A 16,549-nucleotide genomic window follows, 5' to 3' on the forward strand; every position below is an offset into this window, starting at 1 on the left:
TAAGCCGCACCAACTGTCAGATGACGCGATAGACGGGGGCTCTTTGCTTTTCGTGCATTTTTCCGGTTAGAGCGACTCAAGCCTAGCGAGCCTTTGCCTTGCGGCCCTATAAAAACTCTGTTTGCAATCAATCACATGCTGACTGCGTCGACGTGACATCCAGACCGGAATCGTTGTTCTAGCCTGCCGCGACGAGCAAGCCGATAACGCCAAGCAGAACCAGGACGAGCACGCCATATCCGGCGTGCAGATAGCGGGCCTGCCGCTTGTAGCGCGCGGCGTGCATGGGTGCGAAGTCTTTCATGCGCTTGTCGAATATGCTGATCGGGTTCGCATTGTGATCGGCATACCGCTCGCGGTTGCGCTCGTAAATGAGGCGTTGCGACTCCTCGACCTTGCCCTGTTCCACCAGTTCGGTCGAGCGCGAGCTTTTCTTGATGCGGTGGAGGTAAAGCGGCTCCCTGATGTACTGCACATGCGCATCCGGGCCGAGCAGGCGCACATAGAATTCCCAGTACTCGAACCCATGCACCATTTCCGGCGCATAGCCCCCCGCGCGCTGGAACGCCTCGCGGCGGTACATGGTCGTTTTGACGATCAAGTTTTGCCAGAGGAGCTTTTCGTAGCTGTACTCCGCCGACCGCCAGACCTTGCGGTTTTCACCGAAGCTCCGCGTACCGGTATGCACAAGCACGGTATTGGGGAACGCCTCGAAACACTCGACGGCGCGCTTGAGATAGTCAGGGTGGATTTTGTCGTTACCATCAAGCGGCACAAAGAGCGAGCCGCTCGCCTGGAAGAAACCGAAGTTGTGCGCCGCCGCGACGCCGCCGTTTTCCCTGGTCAATGACAGGATGCGGCTGTCTTTCTTCGCGTAGGCGTCGACGATGGCCTTGGAGCCGTCGGTCGAGCTGTCATTCACGACGATGCACTCCCAGTCGGTGTATGACTGCGCGACCAAGGAATCAAGGGCCTCAGCGATGAACGCCTCCTGATTGAAGCAGGGGACAACGATGGAAACTGTAGGCATGGCGAAGTGTGGTGGGTTTGCAGGCCGCTTTGCTGCGGCCTTCGGAATGCCAACGGATTTTAACCGACTGGACGCGCCGGGATGGCCGGGCTTCAGAATGGGTCGATGACCGGCCGGTGCGGAGAGCCGCCGAAGCTTTTCGCCCTCACAGGAAGCAACACGGACGCGCGCCAGGAACACCGTGACCGAGCTATCTCGCATGAGGCTATGCAGGGAGACCGGTCATCGGGAAGCAGGCGCAGGATGCGTCAACATTCCGCCAGTCAGTCAACGCCGGGAGACGCGCCACAGACGGGACGAATCCAGACCCACACCGCACGTCAGCGGCCAAATTTTCTGAGCCAGGACACCGGGAGCCCGTTTTTCAAGGGGATCTCACCCGGTCCCCGAGCGGCTCGTGGCGGCCCGGTTCGAACGGGTCGGACATCCATGCGTTTCAGGCGGCTCTTTGCCGCTTCAACCAACGTTGTTCTCACCTGCACCCGGGTTGCTTCGTCGGCAATAAAGCTCGCGATTTCGTCCATCGCCAAAGCCATGAGCGCATCGCGCTTCTCTGGCTGCAGTTGGAGCCAGGGGCCCCACGGATCGATCGGGATCCGCTTTCCGCCAATGATGGTCCACCCGCCTGCGTCACTCGCCACTCCCCCGAGTAGGGTCCCGACAAGTATCGGCAACGGTAAGCGCTGCAACCATTGCCAGCCTGAAGCGGGCGTGAGCATGAACGCCGTCGGAACGCCGTTGAGCTTCCCCATTCCGATGATTTGCCCGCTTGCGTTGATATCGAACGTATATGACAGTTGCCATCCCGGCTCGGAAATCAACGTGTCCAGCAGCGTGGTCGTCCCGTTTTGATAAACGAACGCTGATTGCGTCATCGGCTGACCGCCAAACAGGCAGGTGCCGACCACGACGCCACTGTTGTTGATCGCCTGTGCCGTACCCTGAATCGCTCCGGCGGGCAGTGGGATCGCCTGGAAGACCGGTGTCGCCTGACGTGAATCGCATATTCCGGGAACTTCGTTGTATGTAGGGGGCGTACCAGATGAGCCACAGACAATCCCATCGTCGTTGATGCCGTAGGCCGCTGCCATTGCATTCAGCGTCTTCGTGGTGCCGTTCGTAACGCTATAGACCGAAACCTTTCCTTCAACATCTAATCCGAGCGCTTCGCCCGGGTTGTTGATCACTGAAAGGTTGACCCCCGGAACGGTCGCAAAGAGACGCTTCGCGGGCACGCTGTATAGGAAGCCATTCCCGCTTCTGCCACCGCCACACACGAGGCCGTCATCGTTCACGTCGGCCGCCCATGAGGCCGTGCCAACCAGGGGCGAGAGGTCCGTCACGTTGCCAGTGTCGACAACGATGGCGGATATGGTTGCATAGCTGTCCGGTGTCGTGCCTCCCACAGCGACAAGGCCGTCGTTGATTCCCCAGAGGGTGCTGTTATTCGGAGGCGGAAGCGTGGAGGCGAGCAATCCGTCTAGCCACTGCGCGCCAACCCCCAACGGCATCTCGTCGACGCTCACTGATGCGACTCCGGCCGCCTGGCCATCATTACCCAATGAGAATGCTTCCGCGCTTGGCATCGCCGCCGGGTCGGGCCCCAGAATTGGCATTAAGGAATACATACGTTCCTCCTACACCCGAGAACTGGGTATCAATCGCTCGTTTCATTCACGGAACAATCGTTGACCGTTCCCGGCCAACTGGCACCAGCGTGGAGCTCCAGGCAAGCCTCGACAGCTCGCTCCCTGAAAAGGGACATGCGTCGTTCAGTTATAGGTGACGGCGTGATGGTTGTGTGCGTCACGGTTTGCCCGCCTGCGACAGTAACAGGAAGTCCACGTATCCCGGGCCCGTCGTCAAGCCTGTCCGTGTGATACTTTGCTTCTCGTTTGGTGGACACATCAACTTAATGATAGCCCGCTTTTTGATCTGCTTCCGTGACGGGGTGCCGTGCGAGGCCAGTAGTAGAGCGCAATATCAGGGGCAGGGGAGAATGAACGGCCGCGGCAGGGTCTTCAGCACGAGGCACGGCTGCCGGAGCAGTTCCGTGTCGGAGGCCCAGCCAGTGCGCAGGAGCGCGGCGCCGGCGAGCGAATAGACGTGGTCGGCCACGGGGATGGCGTTGGCCCGGACAGGATCAGGAAGGGCACCGAGAAACGCCTCCACGCCGGCGCGTGCATCCGCAACGTGCACATCCAGCTCGTCGTCGCAGTCTTCGGGCTTTCCGGACCCGGAAACGAACGCTTCCCACAGCAGCAGCGCGGCATGCTGGGCTTGCGTGAATGGCTCCCAGGCGAGGAAGGTGGGAACCGGATGGTCGAGCTGTTCCCGGATTGCCCGCAGTGCCCACGGGAGCTGCACAAGGCCAGTGGCCAGCGCGCCACCACCTGCGCCGGCGCACCAGGGGCGGTTGCCTTCACCTGGGCGCGCGCGGGTGAGCGCCGCTTCGTCATCCGGGACCAGCACGAAGAGCGGGCACTCGAATCCGAGGGCCACCTTGCGGCCTCCGTTCAATTCGCACGCCACGAATTCCGCAAGGCTCGATAGATCCTTTCCCGACTCGCCCACAGCAGCCCACCAGCCGAAGTTCTTCCTCTGGATCGAGCCGACATCCGCGCAGACGACAACGAGGTTTTCCATTGTCAATGCGGCGCGCCGGGGTGAAGCACGGTTTCGAGGTATGCACGCGCCAAATCTTCAGGCATGCCATCGCGAAGATGGCGCGCCGGGCTGCTGTCGCCTTCAGGCGTCAAGAGCAGGGGCCCCAGGTCATCTGGTCGAGGCTGAACCAGGACTCGGATGCCGACAGAGTCCGGATAAAAAGGGATGACGTTGGCGAGCTTGCCCTGATAGGGACCGCCGACCGTGCCCTTTTCGGATGTTTCGCAGCAGTCCTGGAAGTCTTCGTGGCGCATTTTAATCGTACGCGCCCAGAGAAACACTCACGACAGATCCATCAGCGGCCCTGAAAATCTCAACCTGCAGCTTGCTCACGAAGGCATCGCGCAGAAGCGCAACCTGCGCGTTCCGAAGGATCCAGTCCGCTTCGGTTGGCACCGGAGAAACGCCTGGTGAGTCCATCCACAAAATAAGATGCTCGATGGGCCCGCTACTTGGGACAAGACCAAACTCACAGGCCGTGCCCAAAGCTGGGTGGTTCAAGACTTTCACATATGCCACGGTTCCAATGTCTTCTTCTGGCATGCTCGTCTCGCTCAACAAAGGCGGATCCGACTGCCCGACCCGCGTAGGTGACGAAGAAGTTCCACACCGAGCTTCGTTGAACCGAAGACTCGTATGCGTCGCGTGGCGAACGCCTCAAGGGGAGACAACTTGCCGGCCGCGATCTCACGCCAGGTGCAGTGCTTGCACACGATCTGAAACGTTGGGTTCGCTATGGGCTGATGCTCCACGCTCACTCCGGTCTTCGTGATGTTGACTACGAAGTTCTGCGTCGGCTCGTCTCCTTCCAAACGGAACTGGAGGATTGCTTCCCGACCAAATCCAGACAGGAGACTTGCCATGGCACCGAACGTGGATGCGACGTCGGAGCCGCCCCCAGTGAGGTCCTTCAGTTTGGCAAAGTCCGCAAACGTGTCACTCGCTGTTGTCATCTGTGCCCCCACAATCGTGACGCTCCGGGTGGGACTGCCAAGCCAGGTTGCCGCGCCAGTTTGAACCGCCCGTCGACCAGCCGCAAGAAAAGTCCTATGCCGCGTATACCCAGCGGCGCGTCGGCATGGCGAAAAGCGTCGAGAAGCTGTGCGCGATACCGTTTCCTTATGCGTTCGAACTGGTTTCGGTCGCAGGTGTCACGCGAGACTACCGGAGCGAACCACGGCCACTTGTCGTGCCCGAGCACGACGCCTATCACCGCGCAATGGCCGAGCTCGATTGGTGGTGGGTCAATTCCAGCTCAACGCTTCGGCACCCTCCCACGCCAGTTGCTGTGCCGACATCAGTCGTGCTCGAAAGCGGCGCTTTCCGGATCGGTATGCCGCCTCGCGCATTCCACGAAGATGTCCAGACCCGGCGAGCCATAGCTGGGGTTCCACGCGATCAGCGCGGGGGACACCGCGTCCGCATCCAACAGCGGGACGAAGCACACCCCGCGCATGCCGCAGCGGGCCATGCTCTCCGGCACGAGCCCGATGTGAAAACCGTTGGCGACCATCGCCGCGATGCTCAGCCAGGTTCGCGCTGCGTGGCGTGTGCGCGGGTGCACCCCGGCGCGGCTGAACGCGGCGATGACGTTGTCATAGTTGGCGGGCGCGACTTCGCGGTCGAACATGACGAAGTGCTCGTGCTCCAGATCCGCGACGCGAAGGGATTCACGGTGCGCGAGCGCATGCGATTCCGGCAGGCACACAGCCAGCTTGTCCGCGCGTAACGGAATCGATTTCAACTGGGGCGGCGCGGTGGCGGCGTTGATGAAGCCAACGTGCAATTCACCGTGCAAGAGCGCCTGAACTTGTTCCGCCGAGCCGGTCTCGTGCAGGATGACCTCGATATTCGGCATCACCTCGTCGAATGCCGTGAGGATCCTGGGCAGCTCGCGATAGAAGAACGAACTGGTCACCCCCACATCGAGGCGGCCGCGTCTGCCGCTGGCGACGGCCTTGGCCGTGTCCTTGGCGCGCGCAATGCGCTCCAGGATGATGCGGGCCTCCACCAGGAAGGCGGCGCCGGCCGGCGTGAGCTGGACCTGCTTGCTGTCGCGATCGAAGAGCCGGGCGCCGACCTCATCCTCCAATGCCCTGATAGCCGAACTCAGCGGCGGCTGGGTGATGGACAGGCGCTCAGCCGCCCGTCCGAAATGTAATTCCTCGGCGAGCACCGCGAAGTATCGGAGATAGTGGATCTTCATATCGACGTCGATAGCTATTTCTAACTATTTTATGCTTCGTCGATATTTTCTGTAAATCGTCGGGTCGCGTCGTGCCTCATCGATGCATCGTCGATTCGAAAAAAAGATCGTCCGAACCGAAAACGCAATTGGACGGGAATCGTTGCCCTCCCTACAGTCGCTCGCATGTCGCCGATATCTGATCGGCCGATGACCAACATGCAGGAGGCACGATGAAACCCGACGTAAATGCGGGCTCTGGAGACGAAACCGCGACGCAGGCGCGTGGCGGTCCGCTGGCTGGCGTGAGGATCCTGGACCTGACCTCTGTCGTGATGGGACCCTTCGCGACGCAGATTCTCGCCGCTCTGGGCGCCGAGGTGATCAAGGTCGAGTCACCCGATGGCGACAACATGCGCCACGTGGGGCCGATGAAGCACCCCGGCATGGGCCATATCTTTCTGCATGCCAACCGCGGCAAGCGCAGCCTCGTGCTGGACCTCAAGCAGCCTGAGGCGCGCAAGGCGGCGCTGCAACTTGCCGAGCGCTGCGATGTGTTGATCTCCAACGTGCGCCCCCAGGCGATGGCGCGTCTGGGCCTCGACTACGACGCGGTGCGGGCCGTCAATCCGCGCATCATCCACGTGTCCTGTTGCGGCTTTGGCCAGGATGGCCCCTATGCCGCCAGGCCGGCCTATGACGATCTGATACAGGGCGCTTCCGGATTGCCCTGGTTGATGAGCGAGTACGGCGCCGACAAGCCCTGCTATGCGCCGCTCACGCTGGCCGACCGTGTCACCGGTTTGCACACGGTATACGCCGTGACGACGGCCCTCTATGAGCGCGAGAAGTCCGGGACCGGCCAGGCTGTCGTCGTGCCGATGTTCGAGGCCATGGCGCAGTTCGTACTGGGCGATCACCTCGCGGGTCTGAGCTTCGAGCCGCAGGACGGCGAGCCTGGCTATGCACGGCTGTTGACCTCGCACCGCCGGCCATACGAAACGAAGGACGGACACCTGTGCGTGCTGATCTACAACGACAAGCACTGGCGCGCGTTCTTCACCGCCATTGGTCAGGCCGAGAAGTTCGAGAGCGATCATCGCTTTTCCACCCATACCAATCGCGCGAAGCACATCGACGAGGTCTATGCCTGGGTCGCCGATTTGATGCGCACGCGTACCACGGCGGAGTGGCAGGCGCTGCTTCAGCAGGCGGACATCCCGAACATGCCCATGAACTCGCCGCACGATCTGGTGGACGATCCGCATCTCACTGCCGTGGGTTTTATCGGCCACCAGGTTCACCCGACCGAAGGGCCTTTGCGTACCTTGGGCAATCCGACGACGTGGTCTCGTAGCGCTTGCGTCGAGCCGTCGCCCGCCCGGCGTCTGGGCGAGGACTCCGTCGATATCCTGCGCGAGCTGGGCTGGTCTGACTCCGAGATCGATGCCCTCGATCAATCGCATGGCACGGCCACGCCCACCTGAGCACGATTCGATTCAGTTCTCTTCAAGAATCTCACGAGACACACCATGGATTTCGCACTAACAGAAGCCCAGCAGCAGATTGTTGATGCTATCGAGAAAGTCTGCACCCCGTTCGACGCCGAGTACTGGTATGCGCGGGACAACGATGGCGAGTTCCCCGAAGCGTTTTACCGCACGCTCGCCGATGCCGGCTGGCTGGGCATAGCCATGCCCGAGGAGTTCGGCGGCGCGGGGCTCGGCATTACCGAAGCGGCGCTGATGATGCACACCATTGCGAGCACCGGCGCGGGATTGTCAGGCGCGTCGGCGGTGCATATGAACATCTTCGGTCTGCATCCGGTGGTGGTGTTCGGCACGCAGGAGCAGAAGCAGCGCATGCTGCCGCCGCTGATTGCCGGCAAGGACAAGGCCTGCTTTGGCGTGACCGAGCCCAATGCCGGGCTCAACACGCTCAAGCTCAAGACGCGCGCCGTGCGAGAAGGCGACCACTACGTGGTGCATGGCCAGAAGGTGTTCATCTCCACCGCGCGCGAGGCCACGAAGATGCTGCTACTCGCGCGCACCAAGCCGGTGGAGGAGTGCAAGGGCACTGAGGGCCTCTCTCTGTTCTACACCGACTTCGACCGCAGCAAGATCGAAGTGCACGAGATCCCGAAGATGGGCCGCAAGTGTGTGGACACGAACCAGTTGTTCATCGACGGGCTGCGCATTCCCGTGGAGGACCGCATCGGCGAGGAGGGCAAGGGCTTCGAATACATCCTGCACGGCATGAACCCCGAGCGCATTTTGATCGCCAGCGAGGCGATTGGTCTCGGCCGTGCGGCGCTTTCGCGCGCTGCCAGGTATGCCGGCGAGCGCGAGGTGTTCAACCGGCCCATCGGCAAGAACCAGGGCATTCAGCATCCGCTCGCCGAGCGCTGGATCGAGCTGGAAGCGGCCTTCTTGCTCGCGATGAAGGCCGCATGGCTGTACGACCAGCACAAGCCCTGCGGCGCCGAGGCCAATGCCGCGAAGTTCTTCGGCGCGGAAGCCGGTTTTCGCGCCTGCGAGACGGCGATCTTCACGCATGGCGGCATGGGCTACGCGAAGGAGTTTCATGTGGAGCGCTACATGCGCGAGAGCTGGATTCCCCGCCTCGCGCCCGTCAGCCCGCAACTGATCCTGTGCTTCATCGCCGAAAAGGTGCTGGGGCTGCCGAAATCCTATTGAGCGAGCGCTTATGGACTATCGAAACCTTGAGATAGAGGTCGCGCGCGGCGTCGCCACGATCTGGCTCAACCGGCCCGACATGCGCAATGCGATGAACGAGGCGCTGATCAGCGAGCTGACCGGCGCGGTGCGCGCGTTGGGCGCCGACACCGGCGTACGGGTAGTCGTGCTGGCGGGCCGCGGCAAGGCATTCTGCGCAGGCGCTGACCTGGGCTGGATGAAACAGATGGCCGAATACAGCCACGCGGAAAACCGGGCCAGCGCAGTGGAGCTGGCGCAGATGCTCCACGCGCTGCATACCTGCTCCAAGCCGACCATCGCACGCGTGCACGGGCATGCCTTTGCTGGCGGCATGGGCCTGGCATCGGCCTGCGATATTCGCATTGCCGATCCAGCGGCCGAATTCTGCCTGAGCGAGGTGCGCATCGGCCTCGTGCCCGCGATGATTTCGCCCTACGTGGTGCAGGCCATGGGAGCTGCGGCTGCGCGGCGCTATATGCTGACCGCCGAGCGGCTTTCGGCCACCGAGGCGCACCGTATCGGCTTCATGCATGCCCTATGCGAGCCGGGCGCGATCGACGAAGCAGTTGACCGGTTTGCGCAACAGCTGCTCGGCGCCGGTCCGGCCGCGCTGGCGCGCACCAAGCAGTTGCTCGATGACGTGGTGGATCGTCCGGTCGACGAGGCATTGCTGGAGATGACCGCCGACGTGATCGCCGACGTGCGCGCCTCGGCCGAAGGCCGCGAGGGTCTCAGTTCCTTCTTCGAGAAGCGCAAGCCCGCGTGGGAGCAGGCATGACCCAGGTTCGCATCGTCGAGGTCGGCCCGCGTGACGGCCTGCAAAACGAAACGCAGACGGTTGCAACCGCAACGAAGATCGAACTCATCGGACGTTTGATCGAGGCGGGTCTGCGCACGGTCGAGGCGACATCGTTCGTTTCGCCCCGGTGGGTGCCGCAAATGGCTGACCACGCCGAACTGATGGCGGCGCTGCCACGGCACCCGGACGTGACGTACCCTGTGCTGACACCCAACCTGAAGGGGTTCGAGGCGGCATTGGCGCATGGCGTGCGCGAGGTGGCCGTTTTTGCCGCTGCGTCGGAGAGTTTTTCCCAACGCAACATCAATTGCTCGATCAGCGAATCGATCGAGCGTTTCCAGCCGGTGTTCGAGGCCGCGCAACGCGAAGGCGTGCGCGTGCGCGGCTATGTCTCGTGCGTGGTGGGTTGCCCCTATGAGGGGCCGATCGTTCCGCAACGGGTGGCCGAGGTCGCTGCGCAAATGGTGGCACTGGGCAGTTATGAAGTGTCGCTGGGCGACACCATCGGCACCGGCACGCCCGCTTCGGTGCTGCGCATGCTGGAGGCGGTCGCCAGGCGCGTGCCGGTGGAGCGACTGGCCGGTCACTACCACGACACCTACGGCATGGCCGCGGCCAATGTGCATGCCTCGTACCAGTTCGGGCTGCGCGTGTTCGACAGCTCCGTGAGCGGTCTTGGCGGCTGTCCGTATGCGAAGGGCGCATCGGGCAACATCGCCACGGAAGATGTCGCTTACCTTCTGCACGGCCTGGGCGCTACGACCGGTATCGACCTCGACCGGCTCGTCGACACCTCTGTATGGATTTCACAGCAACTCGGGCGCGAGCCGGGTTCCAAGGTGACGCAGGCCATGCTCGCCAAACGCCAGAGCACCTGACAAGGCGGCCGCCGCTTTCATTAAAAATATCTGCCGTTCTTAAACGGCGCATGGAGACAACATGCTGGCAATAATCGGGCTCGTATCGGTATTGACGCTACTGACGCTCATCCTGACGAAGAAGATGTCGCCCCTCGTGGCGCTGATCGCCGTACCCATCGTCGCCGCGCTGATCAGCGGCTCCGGATTGAAAACGGCGACGTTCGTCGTCAAGGGCATCGAGAGCGTTGCGCCCGTCGTCGGCATGTTTATCTTTGCGATTCTGTACTTTGGCATTGTGAGCGATGCCGGCATGCTGGATCCCATCATCAACCGCATTCTGCGGGCGGTGGGCGGCCGCCCTACACGCATCCTGATGGGCACGGCGATGCTCGCGCTGCTCATTCACCTCGATGGTTCCGGCGCGGTGTGCTTCCTCGTTACGGTGCCGGCCATGCTGCCGGTCTATGAACGGCTCAACATGGACAAGCGCTTGTTGACCTGCATGGCGGCGCTGGGGGCGGGCATCAATTTTCTGCCCTGGAGCGGCGTCATGATCCGGGCTTCCGTCGCGCTGCGTATTCCGGCCATCGATATCTTCACGCCGCTCATTGGCGCTCAGGCCGTAGGCATTGTCTTCGTGCTCGTGACCGCATTCGTACTCGGCAAGCGCGAAGAGCGCCGCCTGGGTCTGGTGAACGATGGCGCCGCGTTCGTCGTGCCGGCCCGCGAGTTGTCCGAACAGGAGCGGGCGCTGCGCCGGCCGAAGATGTTCTGGGCAAACCTCGGTCTGACCATTTTGGTGATGGGTGTGATGATCAGCGGCAAGGTCGAGCCGGTCGTGATGTTCATGATCGGCACGGTCATCGCGCTGTTTCTCAACTACCCGAATGCCGATGAACAGCGCGTACGCGTCGACGCGCATGCCAGCGCCGCGCTGATGATGGCCGGCGTGCTGCTGGCGGCCGGCGCCTTTACCGGTGTCATGTCCGGAACCGGCATGCTCAACGCGATGGCCAACGCCGCCGTTCACTTCATTCCCGCTGAACATGCCTCGCATATTCCGTTCATCATGGGGCTGATTTCCATGCCGCTGAGCCTGATTTTCGATCCCGATTCGTTCTACTTCGGCATTCTGCCGGTCGTGGCGAACGCGGCGCATCAGCTTGGCGTCCCGCAAATTCAGGTCGCTCAGGCCGCCATTCTCGGACAAATGACGACCGGCTTTCCGGTGAGCCCGCTGACGCCCGCGACGTTTCTTCTGGTCGGGCTGGCAGGACTGGAATTGTCCGAGCATCAGAAGTTCGCCATACCATTCCTTTTCGGTGCGTCGGTCGTCATGACGTTGGCATGCGTGGTGATGGGCGTCTTTCCGCTCTGAATGCGGCGGATCAGATCGACCTGACAAGGGGGCCGCGGGCCGCGCCTTCGGCGCCGTCCGCATGCGTGAGAAACTTCTCCGTATAGGAGACCGCGCCAATGCGCGCAGTCAAGGTGGCGGGCATGACCCGTGCGTGAATCGGATGGAACGGAGCCATCCACACTTCCACGGAGCCCATACCATGAAAAAGCTGATCCTTTCTCTTGCTGTCGCCGTGGCCATTCCAGCCACCTTTGCTACCCCGGCGCAAGCTGATGGCTGCCTGAAAGGCGCGGCCGTAGGCGGCGTTGCTGGGCACGTCGCGGGCAAGCACGGCACGGCCGGCGCGGCCTCCGGGTGTGCAGTCGGCCATCACGAAGCCGCCAAAAAGCAGAAGGCCGCGAGTGACGCGGCCGCAAGCAAGCCGGCGAGCCAATAGTTTCTCGGGGCCGGCTACGTACGAAGCCTCAGGTCGCGAAGCCGGGCGCGGTGCGGCGAGCAGTTGACGGCAACGTCAGCACGCCGGCCAGACCGATGACCACGCTCACCTGCACGTAATAGATCGGCGCGAGGTTGCTGCCGGTCACATGCACGAGCCACGTGTTCACGAACGGCGCGAGGCCGCCGAAGATCAGCACCGCGAGGTTGTAAGTGACCGCGGCGCCGGTCGAACGCACGCTGACGGGGAACACCTCCGTCAGCACGATCGGCGTCGGGCCCCAGAAGAAGCTCATGAAGAACGACACGCCGATCTGCACCGTGAGCAACGAGCCGAACGTCGGCGCGTCGACGAGTTGTTTGAACAGCACGTAAGAAGCGATGCTGTAGGCGACGATGGCCGGCAGCAGCACTGCCTTGCGGCCGATGCGATCCGAAAGATAGCCGGCGAGCGGGCAGAACACGAGGATGACCAGCGTGCCGATGAAGGTGCTCAGGTTGACGTCGGAGGCCGACATGCCCAGTTGCTTCTTCGCGAAGATCGGCAGGAAGAACACGAACACGTAGGCCGACACGGTGCCGACCACCGACATGCCGAGCGTGCCGAGCATCGCGCGCGGATAGTCGCGGAACACGGTGCGCAGCGGCGTTTTCACGCGCTCGACCTTACCGCTCTGCACTTCGTTCGCGTAGGCGAGGAATTCCGGCGATTCGTCGACGGTCGAGCGGATCAGCCAGCCGACCGGCCCGATAAGGATGCCGAGCAGGAACGGCAGACGCCAGCCCCACGACTCCAGCGCTTGCGGCGCGAGATTGACGGTCAGCAGATACGCGACGAGCGCACCGAGCGAAAACGCCAGCGCCTGCGAGCACATCTGGAAACTGCCGAAGAAGCCGCGCCGGTTCGCGGGCGCGAATTCGACCAGCATCGTCGTCGCGCCGCTGAATTCACCGCCCACCGAGAAGCCCTGGATCAAGCGCGCGAGCACCATCAGGATCGGCGCGGCAAGGCCGATTGCTTCGTGCGTTGGCAGGACGCCGATCATGCCGGTGCCGATCGACATCAGCACGATCGTCAGCGAAAGCGCTTTCTTGCGGCCCACGCGATCGCCGTACAGGCCGAGCAGCACGCCGCCGAGCGGGCGCACCGCGAAGCCGACGCCGAACGTCGCGAGCGTCAGCAGCATCGACGCGAATTCGTTGTCACCCGGAAAATACAGCTTCGAGATCATCACGGCGAAGAGGCCGTAAATCGCGAAGTCGAACCATTCGAATGCATTGCCCAGTACGGATGCGATTACGACTTTGCGCACCATCGCCGGCGACGGCGTCGGTTTGGTGTTCATAGCGGTCCCTTCTGATCGAGTGCGTGGAATGCAGTCAGCTTAGCCGAGCCGTTGACGAACGATTTCTATGAACACGGCCGCGCCGGTGGGGGCGGTGTCGTCGTCGAAATCGAATTCAGGGTGATGGCAGGTAAGTCCGTTATGGCCTAGGAAGAAGTACGAGCCCGGACGCTGCTGCAACATGAATGCGAAGTCTTCCGAGGCCATCAGCGGCGCGACGTCGACGATCACGTTGTCCGCGCCGAGCACGCGCTCGGCCGCGCGGCGCACCGTTTCGGTTTCGGCGGGAGTGTTGAGCGTGGGCGGCGAAGTCTGCAGATGCTCGAAGCTCACCTCGCAGCCATACATCGCCGCCGCGCCTTCGCAGATCGCGCGCAGCCGCGCGAGCGTGGTTTCCTGTGCCTTGACCGAGAGCGTGCGCACCGTGCCTTCGAGCACCGCGCTGTCGGGAATCACGTTGATCGCGGTGCCCGAGAGAAACTTGCAGACGCTGACCACGGCGGTATCGAGCGGATCGATGTTGCGGCTCACGATGCTCTGGATCGACTGCACCAGCGTGGTGCCGACGATCAGCGGATCGATCGACTTGTGCGGCATCGCCGCGTGGCTGCCGATGCCCTTGATGTTGATGCGGAAGAGGTCGCAGGCCGAGAGGATCGCGCCATTGCGCACGCCGATCTTGCCAGCGGGCAACTGGTTGTTGTTATGCAGTGCGTAGATTTCGTCGCAGTGGAAGCGCTCGAACAGGCCATCGTCGATCATCGCCGAGCCACCGCGCAGCGTCTCTTCGGCCGGTTGAAAGATCAGATGAACGGTGCCGCGGAAGTCGCGACGCGCGGAGAGGTATTTCGCCACGCCGAGCAGGATCGCCGTGTGGCCGTCGTGGCCGCAGCCGTGGAACACGTTGTCGTGGGTCGAGCGGTGTGCGGGCGTGCCTTTTTCGCTCATCGGCAATGCGTCCATGTCGGCGCGCAGACCGATCGACGGACCCTCACCGCGGGTGCCGCGAATCGTGCCGACCACGCCGGTGCCGCCAATGCCGGTCTGCACGTCGATCGCCCAGTCGGCTAGCCGCTGCGCGACCAGGCCGGCGGTGCGATGCTCGTGAAAACCCAACTCCGGATGCTGGTGAATGTCCCTGCGCCACGCGCGCATTTGTTCGCCCAGGTCATTCAGTTCGCTATCCGTCTGCATTGCGCCAATCCCTTCTGGTAAGTGAGTGTGCGATACGTCCATACGATACATGGACGACCGGTTCAGTTCCAAGAATAATTCAATAGTTGAAATCTTCAACTAATGATATTCCCTGAGGTCGGCGAACGTCCGGCGCGCGTGGGCTATCATGGTGGGTGACAGAGCGGCCGCGCACGGCCAGGCGCGCCGGCGCGGCGCGCTTCCACACAGTGAAGGCTTGGGAACAGGACGGCAGCACATGCGAGCAGGAACGCCACCGGCGGGGCATCAAAGGAAGCCGGACGACCACGGCCAGGACGACGACAAGGCAAAAAGCGACGCAGGCGGCGCCAACGGTGCAGCGCTTTATCTGACCTTCAAACTGGATCTGATCAAGAGCGAAATGATCAGCCGCGCGAACGCCGAGTACCGGCCCGCGTTCGGCCTCGACGTGCGCTCGCTGCGCGTGCTGCGGATGATTTGCGATGCGCCCGGGATCACCGCAAGCGCGCTGAAGGAGCAGACGCTAATCGAGAAGACGATGCTCTCGAAGCTGGTCGCGGACCTGATCGAGCGTAAGCTGGTGCGGCGCTCGATTCATCCCGACGACGCGCGCCACTTCCAGTTGTGGCCGACTGCGGCCGGCAAGCGGACGCGCGTTTCCAGCGACGCACTCGGCCAGTCGCTGGAAACGGAGATCCTTTCGATGCTGAGCGCGGAAGAGCGCAGCCAGTTGAACAGCATCGTCGACAAACTGGTCGACGAATTCCGGAAGGCGGCGAAGGGGCAGGGCTGAGCGCCGTGCGCGTTATTCGATGCGCGCCCGATCGATGACGTTGCGCTCGATGACGTCGAAGTTCGGCTCGAATCCAGGACCTGGCGTTTCCGGCAAGCGTATGCGCGGGCCGGCCCGCTGTGCGGCATGGATCGTTTCGGGCCAATCAAGCCAGGGAATTTCGAGTGCAATGTCGTCCGGCAATGTGGCGTGGCCGCTTGAGTCATGACGCGGCTCGCGGCCGCGCTATTCGCCAATCCAGGATCCGCGCAGGTCGCTGTCATGCAGCAATTGCAGCAGCGTTTGGGCCGGACGGCTCAGGCGTTTCGCGGCGAGCGCGATGAATTCGACATCCGGGAGCGTGGGCAGGCTCGCCGCGTTGACAGGCGGCGCAAGGCCGCGCGCCGCGAGATACTGCGATCGCACCGTGATGCCGAGCCCGCCACGCGCTGCCGCCACGCAGCCCGCATGACTGCTGCTCGTGCAGACCATCTGCCAGCGGAAATCGGTTTGGGCGAGGGCATCGAGCACGACGGCGCGCGTGACGCTCGGTTCGGCGACAAGGACGAGCGGCAGCGGTTGCGTGAGATCCACGACCGTGCCGGTGGGCGCGAGCCACTCGAGCCTGCTGGTGAACAGGACCGAACCGCGTTTGTCGCCGACCCGCCGTTTGCCGACCATGAGATCGATCGTCCCGGCATCCAGCAGCTCGTAGAGGTCGCCCGTCATGCCGATGGTGATTTCCAGCTCCACGTCGGGATGCGCGTTGCGAAAGGCCGTCAACACGGTTGGCAGCGGACCGAGCGCCACATCGTCCGACGAACCAAGGCGAACCCGACCCTTCAAGCGCGGCGCACGGAACTGGGCCTGTGCGCGGTCGATCGCCTGCAGGATCACGCTGGCGTGCGCGAGCATGGCCTCGCCGTCTGGCGTGATCGAAAGAGAATGCGTGTCGCGGACGAAGAGCCGTCTGCCGATCGTCTGTTCGAGGCGGCGGATATGCTCGCTGACGCTCGACTGAGTCAGGTCGAGCTGACGCCCAGCCTCGGTGAAGCTGTGACAGGTTGCGACCGTGACGAATGTCCGGAGCCAGATGGGATTGAGCATCCGCGCATTGTTATCGGAAATGCCGATGACAGTCAACGTCGTCAGTGGGGTTCCCGATTTACGGCGATGACAATACTATGACGAGATCCCCACAA

At 62.7% G+C, this 16,549-nt stretch carries 18 protein-coding genes; 7 read left to right on the plus strand and 11 right to left on the minus strand.

Translation table 11 applies throughout. The features are described 5' to 3' along the window. Positions 1-178 precede the first annotated feature (178 nt). From L0U83_RS37590 to L0U83_RS37615, 7 genes are all read right to left on the minus strand, one after another. Complete coding sequence (locus L0U83_RS37590; protein ID WP_233889630.1) at positions 179-1,231, minus strand: glycosyltransferase family 2 protein; 1,053 nt, start codon at positions 1,229-1,231, stop codon at positions 179-181. 119 nt (positions 1,232-1,350) lie between these two features. Beyond that, a complete protein-coding gene (locus L0U83_RS37595) occupies positions 1,351-2,658 on the minus strand; it encodes a DUF3466 family protein (protein ID WP_233889631.1) in 1,308 nt (435 codons plus the stop codon). A gap of 355 nt (positions 2,659-3,013) precedes the next feature. After that, a complete protein-coding gene (locus L0U83_RS37600) occupies positions 3,014-3,676 on the minus strand; it encodes a hypothetical protein (RefSeq protein WP_233889634.1) in 663 nt (220 codons plus the stop codon). A 2-nt stretch (positions 3,677-3,678) separates the two neighbouring features. Then, positions 3,679-3,951 carry a hypothetical protein gene (locus tag L0U83_RS37605; protein ID WP_233889635.1) on the minus strand — a complete coding sequence of 91 codons (273 nt, stop codon included), beginning with the start codon at positions 3,949-3,951 and terminating at the stop codon, positions 3,679-3,681. Between the two features lies 1 nt (position 3,952). Then, positions 3,953-4,240, minus strand: a complete 288-nt coding sequence (locus L0U83_RS37610) for a hypothetical protein (protein WP_233889637.1) — start codon at positions 4,238-4,240, stop codon at positions 3,953-3,955. A gap of 11 nt (positions 4,241-4,251) precedes the next feature. After that, the gene (locus L0U83_RS40985) at positions 4,252-4,650 is read right to left on the minus strand and encodes an SCP2 sterol-binding domain-containing protein (RefSeq protein ID WP_373321192.1); all 399 of its coding nucleotides are present in this window, start codon (positions 4,648-4,650) and stop codon (positions 4,252-4,254) included. A 344-nt stretch (positions 4,651-4,994) separates the two neighbouring features. Continuing rightward, positions 4,995-5,903: a LysR substrate-binding domain-containing protein gene (locus L0U83_RS37615; RefSeq protein WP_233889639.1), complete on the minus strand. Its 909-nt coding sequence runs from the start codon at positions 5,901-5,903 to the stop codon at positions 4,995-4,997. Between the two features lie 212 nt (positions 5,904-6,115). Between L0U83_RS37615 and L0U83_RS37620 the strand changes: the two genes are divergently transcribed. The 5 genes from L0U83_RS37620 to L0U83_RS37640 all read left to right on the plus strand — a co-directional run bounded on the left by L0U83_RS37620 (position 6,116) and on the right by L0U83_RS37640 (position 11,636). After that, positions 6,116-7,369 carry a CaiB/BaiF CoA transferase family protein gene (locus L0U83_RS37620; RefSeq protein WP_233889641.1) on the plus strand — a complete coding sequence of 418 codons (1,254 nt, stop codon included), beginning with the start codon at positions 6,116-6,118 and terminating at the stop codon, positions 7,367-7,369. Between the two features lie 45 nt (positions 7,370-7,414). Further along, positions 7,415-8,578 carry an acyl-CoA dehydrogenase family protein gene (locus L0U83_RS37625; RefSeq protein WP_233889643.1) on the plus strand — a complete coding sequence of 388 codons (1,164 nt, stop codon included), beginning with the start codon at positions 7,415-7,417 and terminating at the stop codon, positions 8,576-8,578. A 10-nt stretch (positions 8,579-8,588) separates the two neighbouring features. Then, positions 8,589-9,377: an enoyl-CoA hydratase/isomerase family protein gene (locus L0U83_RS37630; protein ID WP_233889644.1), complete on the plus strand. Its 789-nt coding sequence runs from the start codon at positions 8,589-8,591 to the stop codon at positions 9,375-9,377. Then, positions 9,374-10,276 carry a hydroxymethylglutaryl-CoA lyase gene (locus L0U83_RS37635; RefSeq protein ID WP_233889646.1) on the plus strand — a complete coding sequence of 301 codons (903 nt, stop codon included), beginning with the start codon at positions 9,374-9,376 and terminating at the stop codon, positions 10,274-10,276. The genes L0U83_RS37630 and L0U83_RS37635 overlap by 4 nt, the downstream gene beginning before the upstream one ends. A gap of 61 nt (positions 10,277-10,337) precedes the next feature. Further along, the gene (locus L0U83_RS37640; RefSeq protein WP_233889648.1) at positions 10,338-11,636 is read left to right on the plus strand and encodes a CitMHS family transporter; all 1,299 of its coding nucleotides are present in this window, start codon (positions 10,338-10,340) and stop codon (positions 11,634-11,636) included. A 10-nt stretch (positions 11,637-11,646) separates the two neighbouring features. Here the strand turns inward: L0U83_RS37640 and L0U83_RS37645 are convergent, their stop codons facing one another. Beyond that, entirely contained in the window at positions 11,647-11,793 is a 147-nt protein-coding gene (locus L0U83_RS37645; RefSeq protein ID WP_233889654.1) for a hypothetical protein, read from the minus strand. 24 nt (positions 11,794-11,817) lie between these two features. On the opposite strand from L0U83_RS37645, the gene L0U83_RS37650 reads away from it, so the two are divergent. Beyond that, on the plus strand, positions 11,818-12,054 hold the full coding sequence (locus L0U83_RS37650; protein WP_233889657.1) for a hypothetical protein: 237 nt from the start codon (positions 11,818-11,820) through the stop codon (positions 12,052-12,054). Between the two features lie 28 nt (positions 12,055-12,082). On the opposite strand, the gene L0U83_RS37655 is transcribed toward L0U83_RS37650, so the two are convergent. Together L0U83_RS37655 and L0U83_RS37660 are read right to left on the minus strand one after the other, a co-directional pair. Then, a complete protein-coding gene (locus L0U83_RS37655; protein WP_233889659.1) occupies positions 12,083-13,399 on the minus strand; it encodes an MFS transporter in 1,317 nt (438 codons plus the stop codon). A gap of 39 nt (positions 13,400-13,438) precedes the next feature. Then, complete coding sequence (locus tag L0U83_RS37660; RefSeq protein WP_233889663.1) at positions 13,439-14,593, minus strand: M20 aminoacylase family protein; 1,155 nt, start codon at positions 14,591-14,593, stop codon at positions 13,439-13,441. Positions 14,594-14,831: 238 nt separating this feature from the next. Here L0U83_RS37660 and L0U83_RS37665 point away from each other — a divergent pair, with 238 nt between their 5' ends. Then, positions 14,832-15,368 carry a MarR family winged helix-turn-helix transcriptional regulator gene (locus tag L0U83_RS37665; protein ID WP_233889664.1) on the plus strand — a complete coding sequence of 179 codons (537 nt, stop codon included), beginning with the start codon at positions 14,832-14,834 and terminating at the stop codon, positions 15,366-15,368. Positions 15,369-15,593: 225 nt separating this feature from the next. On the opposite strand, the gene L0U83_RS37670 is transcribed toward L0U83_RS37665, so the two are convergent. Continuing rightward, complete coding sequence (locus L0U83_RS37670) at positions 15,594-16,454, minus strand: LysR family transcriptional regulator (RefSeq protein WP_233889665.1); 861 nt, start codon at positions 16,452-16,454, stop codon at positions 15,594-15,596. Positions 16,455-16,549: the final 95 nt, after the last annotated feature.

Source organism: Paraburkholderia flagellata (genome assembly GCF_021390645.1).
In the GTDB taxonomy this organism is placed as follows: Bacteria; Pseudomonadota; Gammaproteobacteria; order Burkholderiales; family Burkholderiaceae; genus Paraburkholderia; species Paraburkholderia flagellata.

Bases quoted from the DNA above. Each gene is read 5' to 3' on its own strand.
- L0U83_RS37590 (WP_233889630.1), bottom strand. From the start codon at position 1,231: ATGCGAGATAGCTCGGTCACGGTGTTCCTGGCGCGCGTCCGTGTTGCT.
- L0U83_RS37595 (WP_233889631.1), bottom strand. From the start codon at position 2,658: ATGTATTCCTTAATGCCAATTCTGGGGCCCGACCCGGCGGCGATGCCA.
- L0U83_RS37600 (WP_233889634.1), bottom strand. From the start codon at position 3,676: ATGGAAAACCTCGTTGTCGTCTGCGCGGATGTCGGCTCGATCCAGAGG.
- L0U83_RS37605 (WP_233889635.1), bottom strand. From the start codon at position 3,951: ATGCGCCACGAAGACTTCCAGGACTGCTGCGAAACATCCGAAAAGGGC.
- L0U83_RS37610 (WP_233889637.1), bottom strand. From the start codon at position 4,240: ATGCCAGAAGAAGACATTGGAACCGTGGCATATGTGAAAGTCTTGAAC.
- L0U83_RS40985 (WP_373321192.1), bottom strand. From the start codon at position 4,650: ATGACAACAGCGAGTGACACGTTTGCGGACTTTGCCAAACTGAAGGAC.
- L0U83_RS37615 (WP_233889639.1), bottom strand. From the start codon at position 5,903: ATGAAGATCCACTATCTCCGATACTTCGCGGTGCTCGCCGAGGAATTA.
- L0U83_RS37620 (WP_233889641.1), top strand. From the start codon at position 6,116: ATGAAACCCGACGTAAATGCGGGCTCTGGAGACGAAACCGCGACGCAG.
- L0U83_RS37625 (WP_233889643.1), top strand. From the start codon at position 7,415: ATGGATTTCGCACTAACAGAAGCCCAGCAGCAGATTGTTGATGCTATC.
- L0U83_RS37630 (WP_233889644.1), top strand. From the start codon at position 8,589: ATGGACTATCGAAACCTTGAGATAGAGGTCGCGCGCGGCGTCGCCACG.
- L0U83_RS37635 (WP_233889646.1), top strand. From the start codon at position 9,374: ATGACCCAGGTTCGCATCGTCGAGGTCGGCCCGCGTGACGGCCTGCAA.
- L0U83_RS37640 (WP_233889648.1), top strand. From the start codon at position 10,338: ATGCTGGCAATAATCGGGCTCGTATCGGTATTGACGCTACTGACGCTC.
- L0U83_RS37645 (WP_233889654.1), bottom strand. From the start codon at position 11,793: ATGGCTCCGTTCCATCCGATTCACGCACGGGTCATGCCCGCCACCTTG.
- L0U83_RS37650 (WP_233889657.1), top strand. From the start codon at position 11,818: ATGAAAAAGCTGATCCTTTCTCTTGCTGTCGCCGTGGCCATTCCAGCC.
- L0U83_RS37655 (WP_233889659.1), bottom strand. From the start codon at position 13,399: ATGAACACCAAACCGACGCCGTCGCCGGCGATGGTGCGCAAAGTCGTA.
- L0U83_RS37660 (WP_233889663.1), bottom strand. From the start codon at position 14,593: ATGCAGACGGATAGCGAACTGAATGACCTGGGCGAACAAATGCGCGCG.
- L0U83_RS37665 (WP_233889664.1), top strand. From the start codon at position 14,832: ATGCGAGCAGGAACGCCACCGGCGGGGCATCAAAGGAAGCCGGACGAC.
- L0U83_RS37670 (WP_233889665.1), bottom strand. From the start codon at position 16,454: ATGCTCAATCCCATCTGGCTCCGGACATTCGTCACGGTCGCAACCTGT.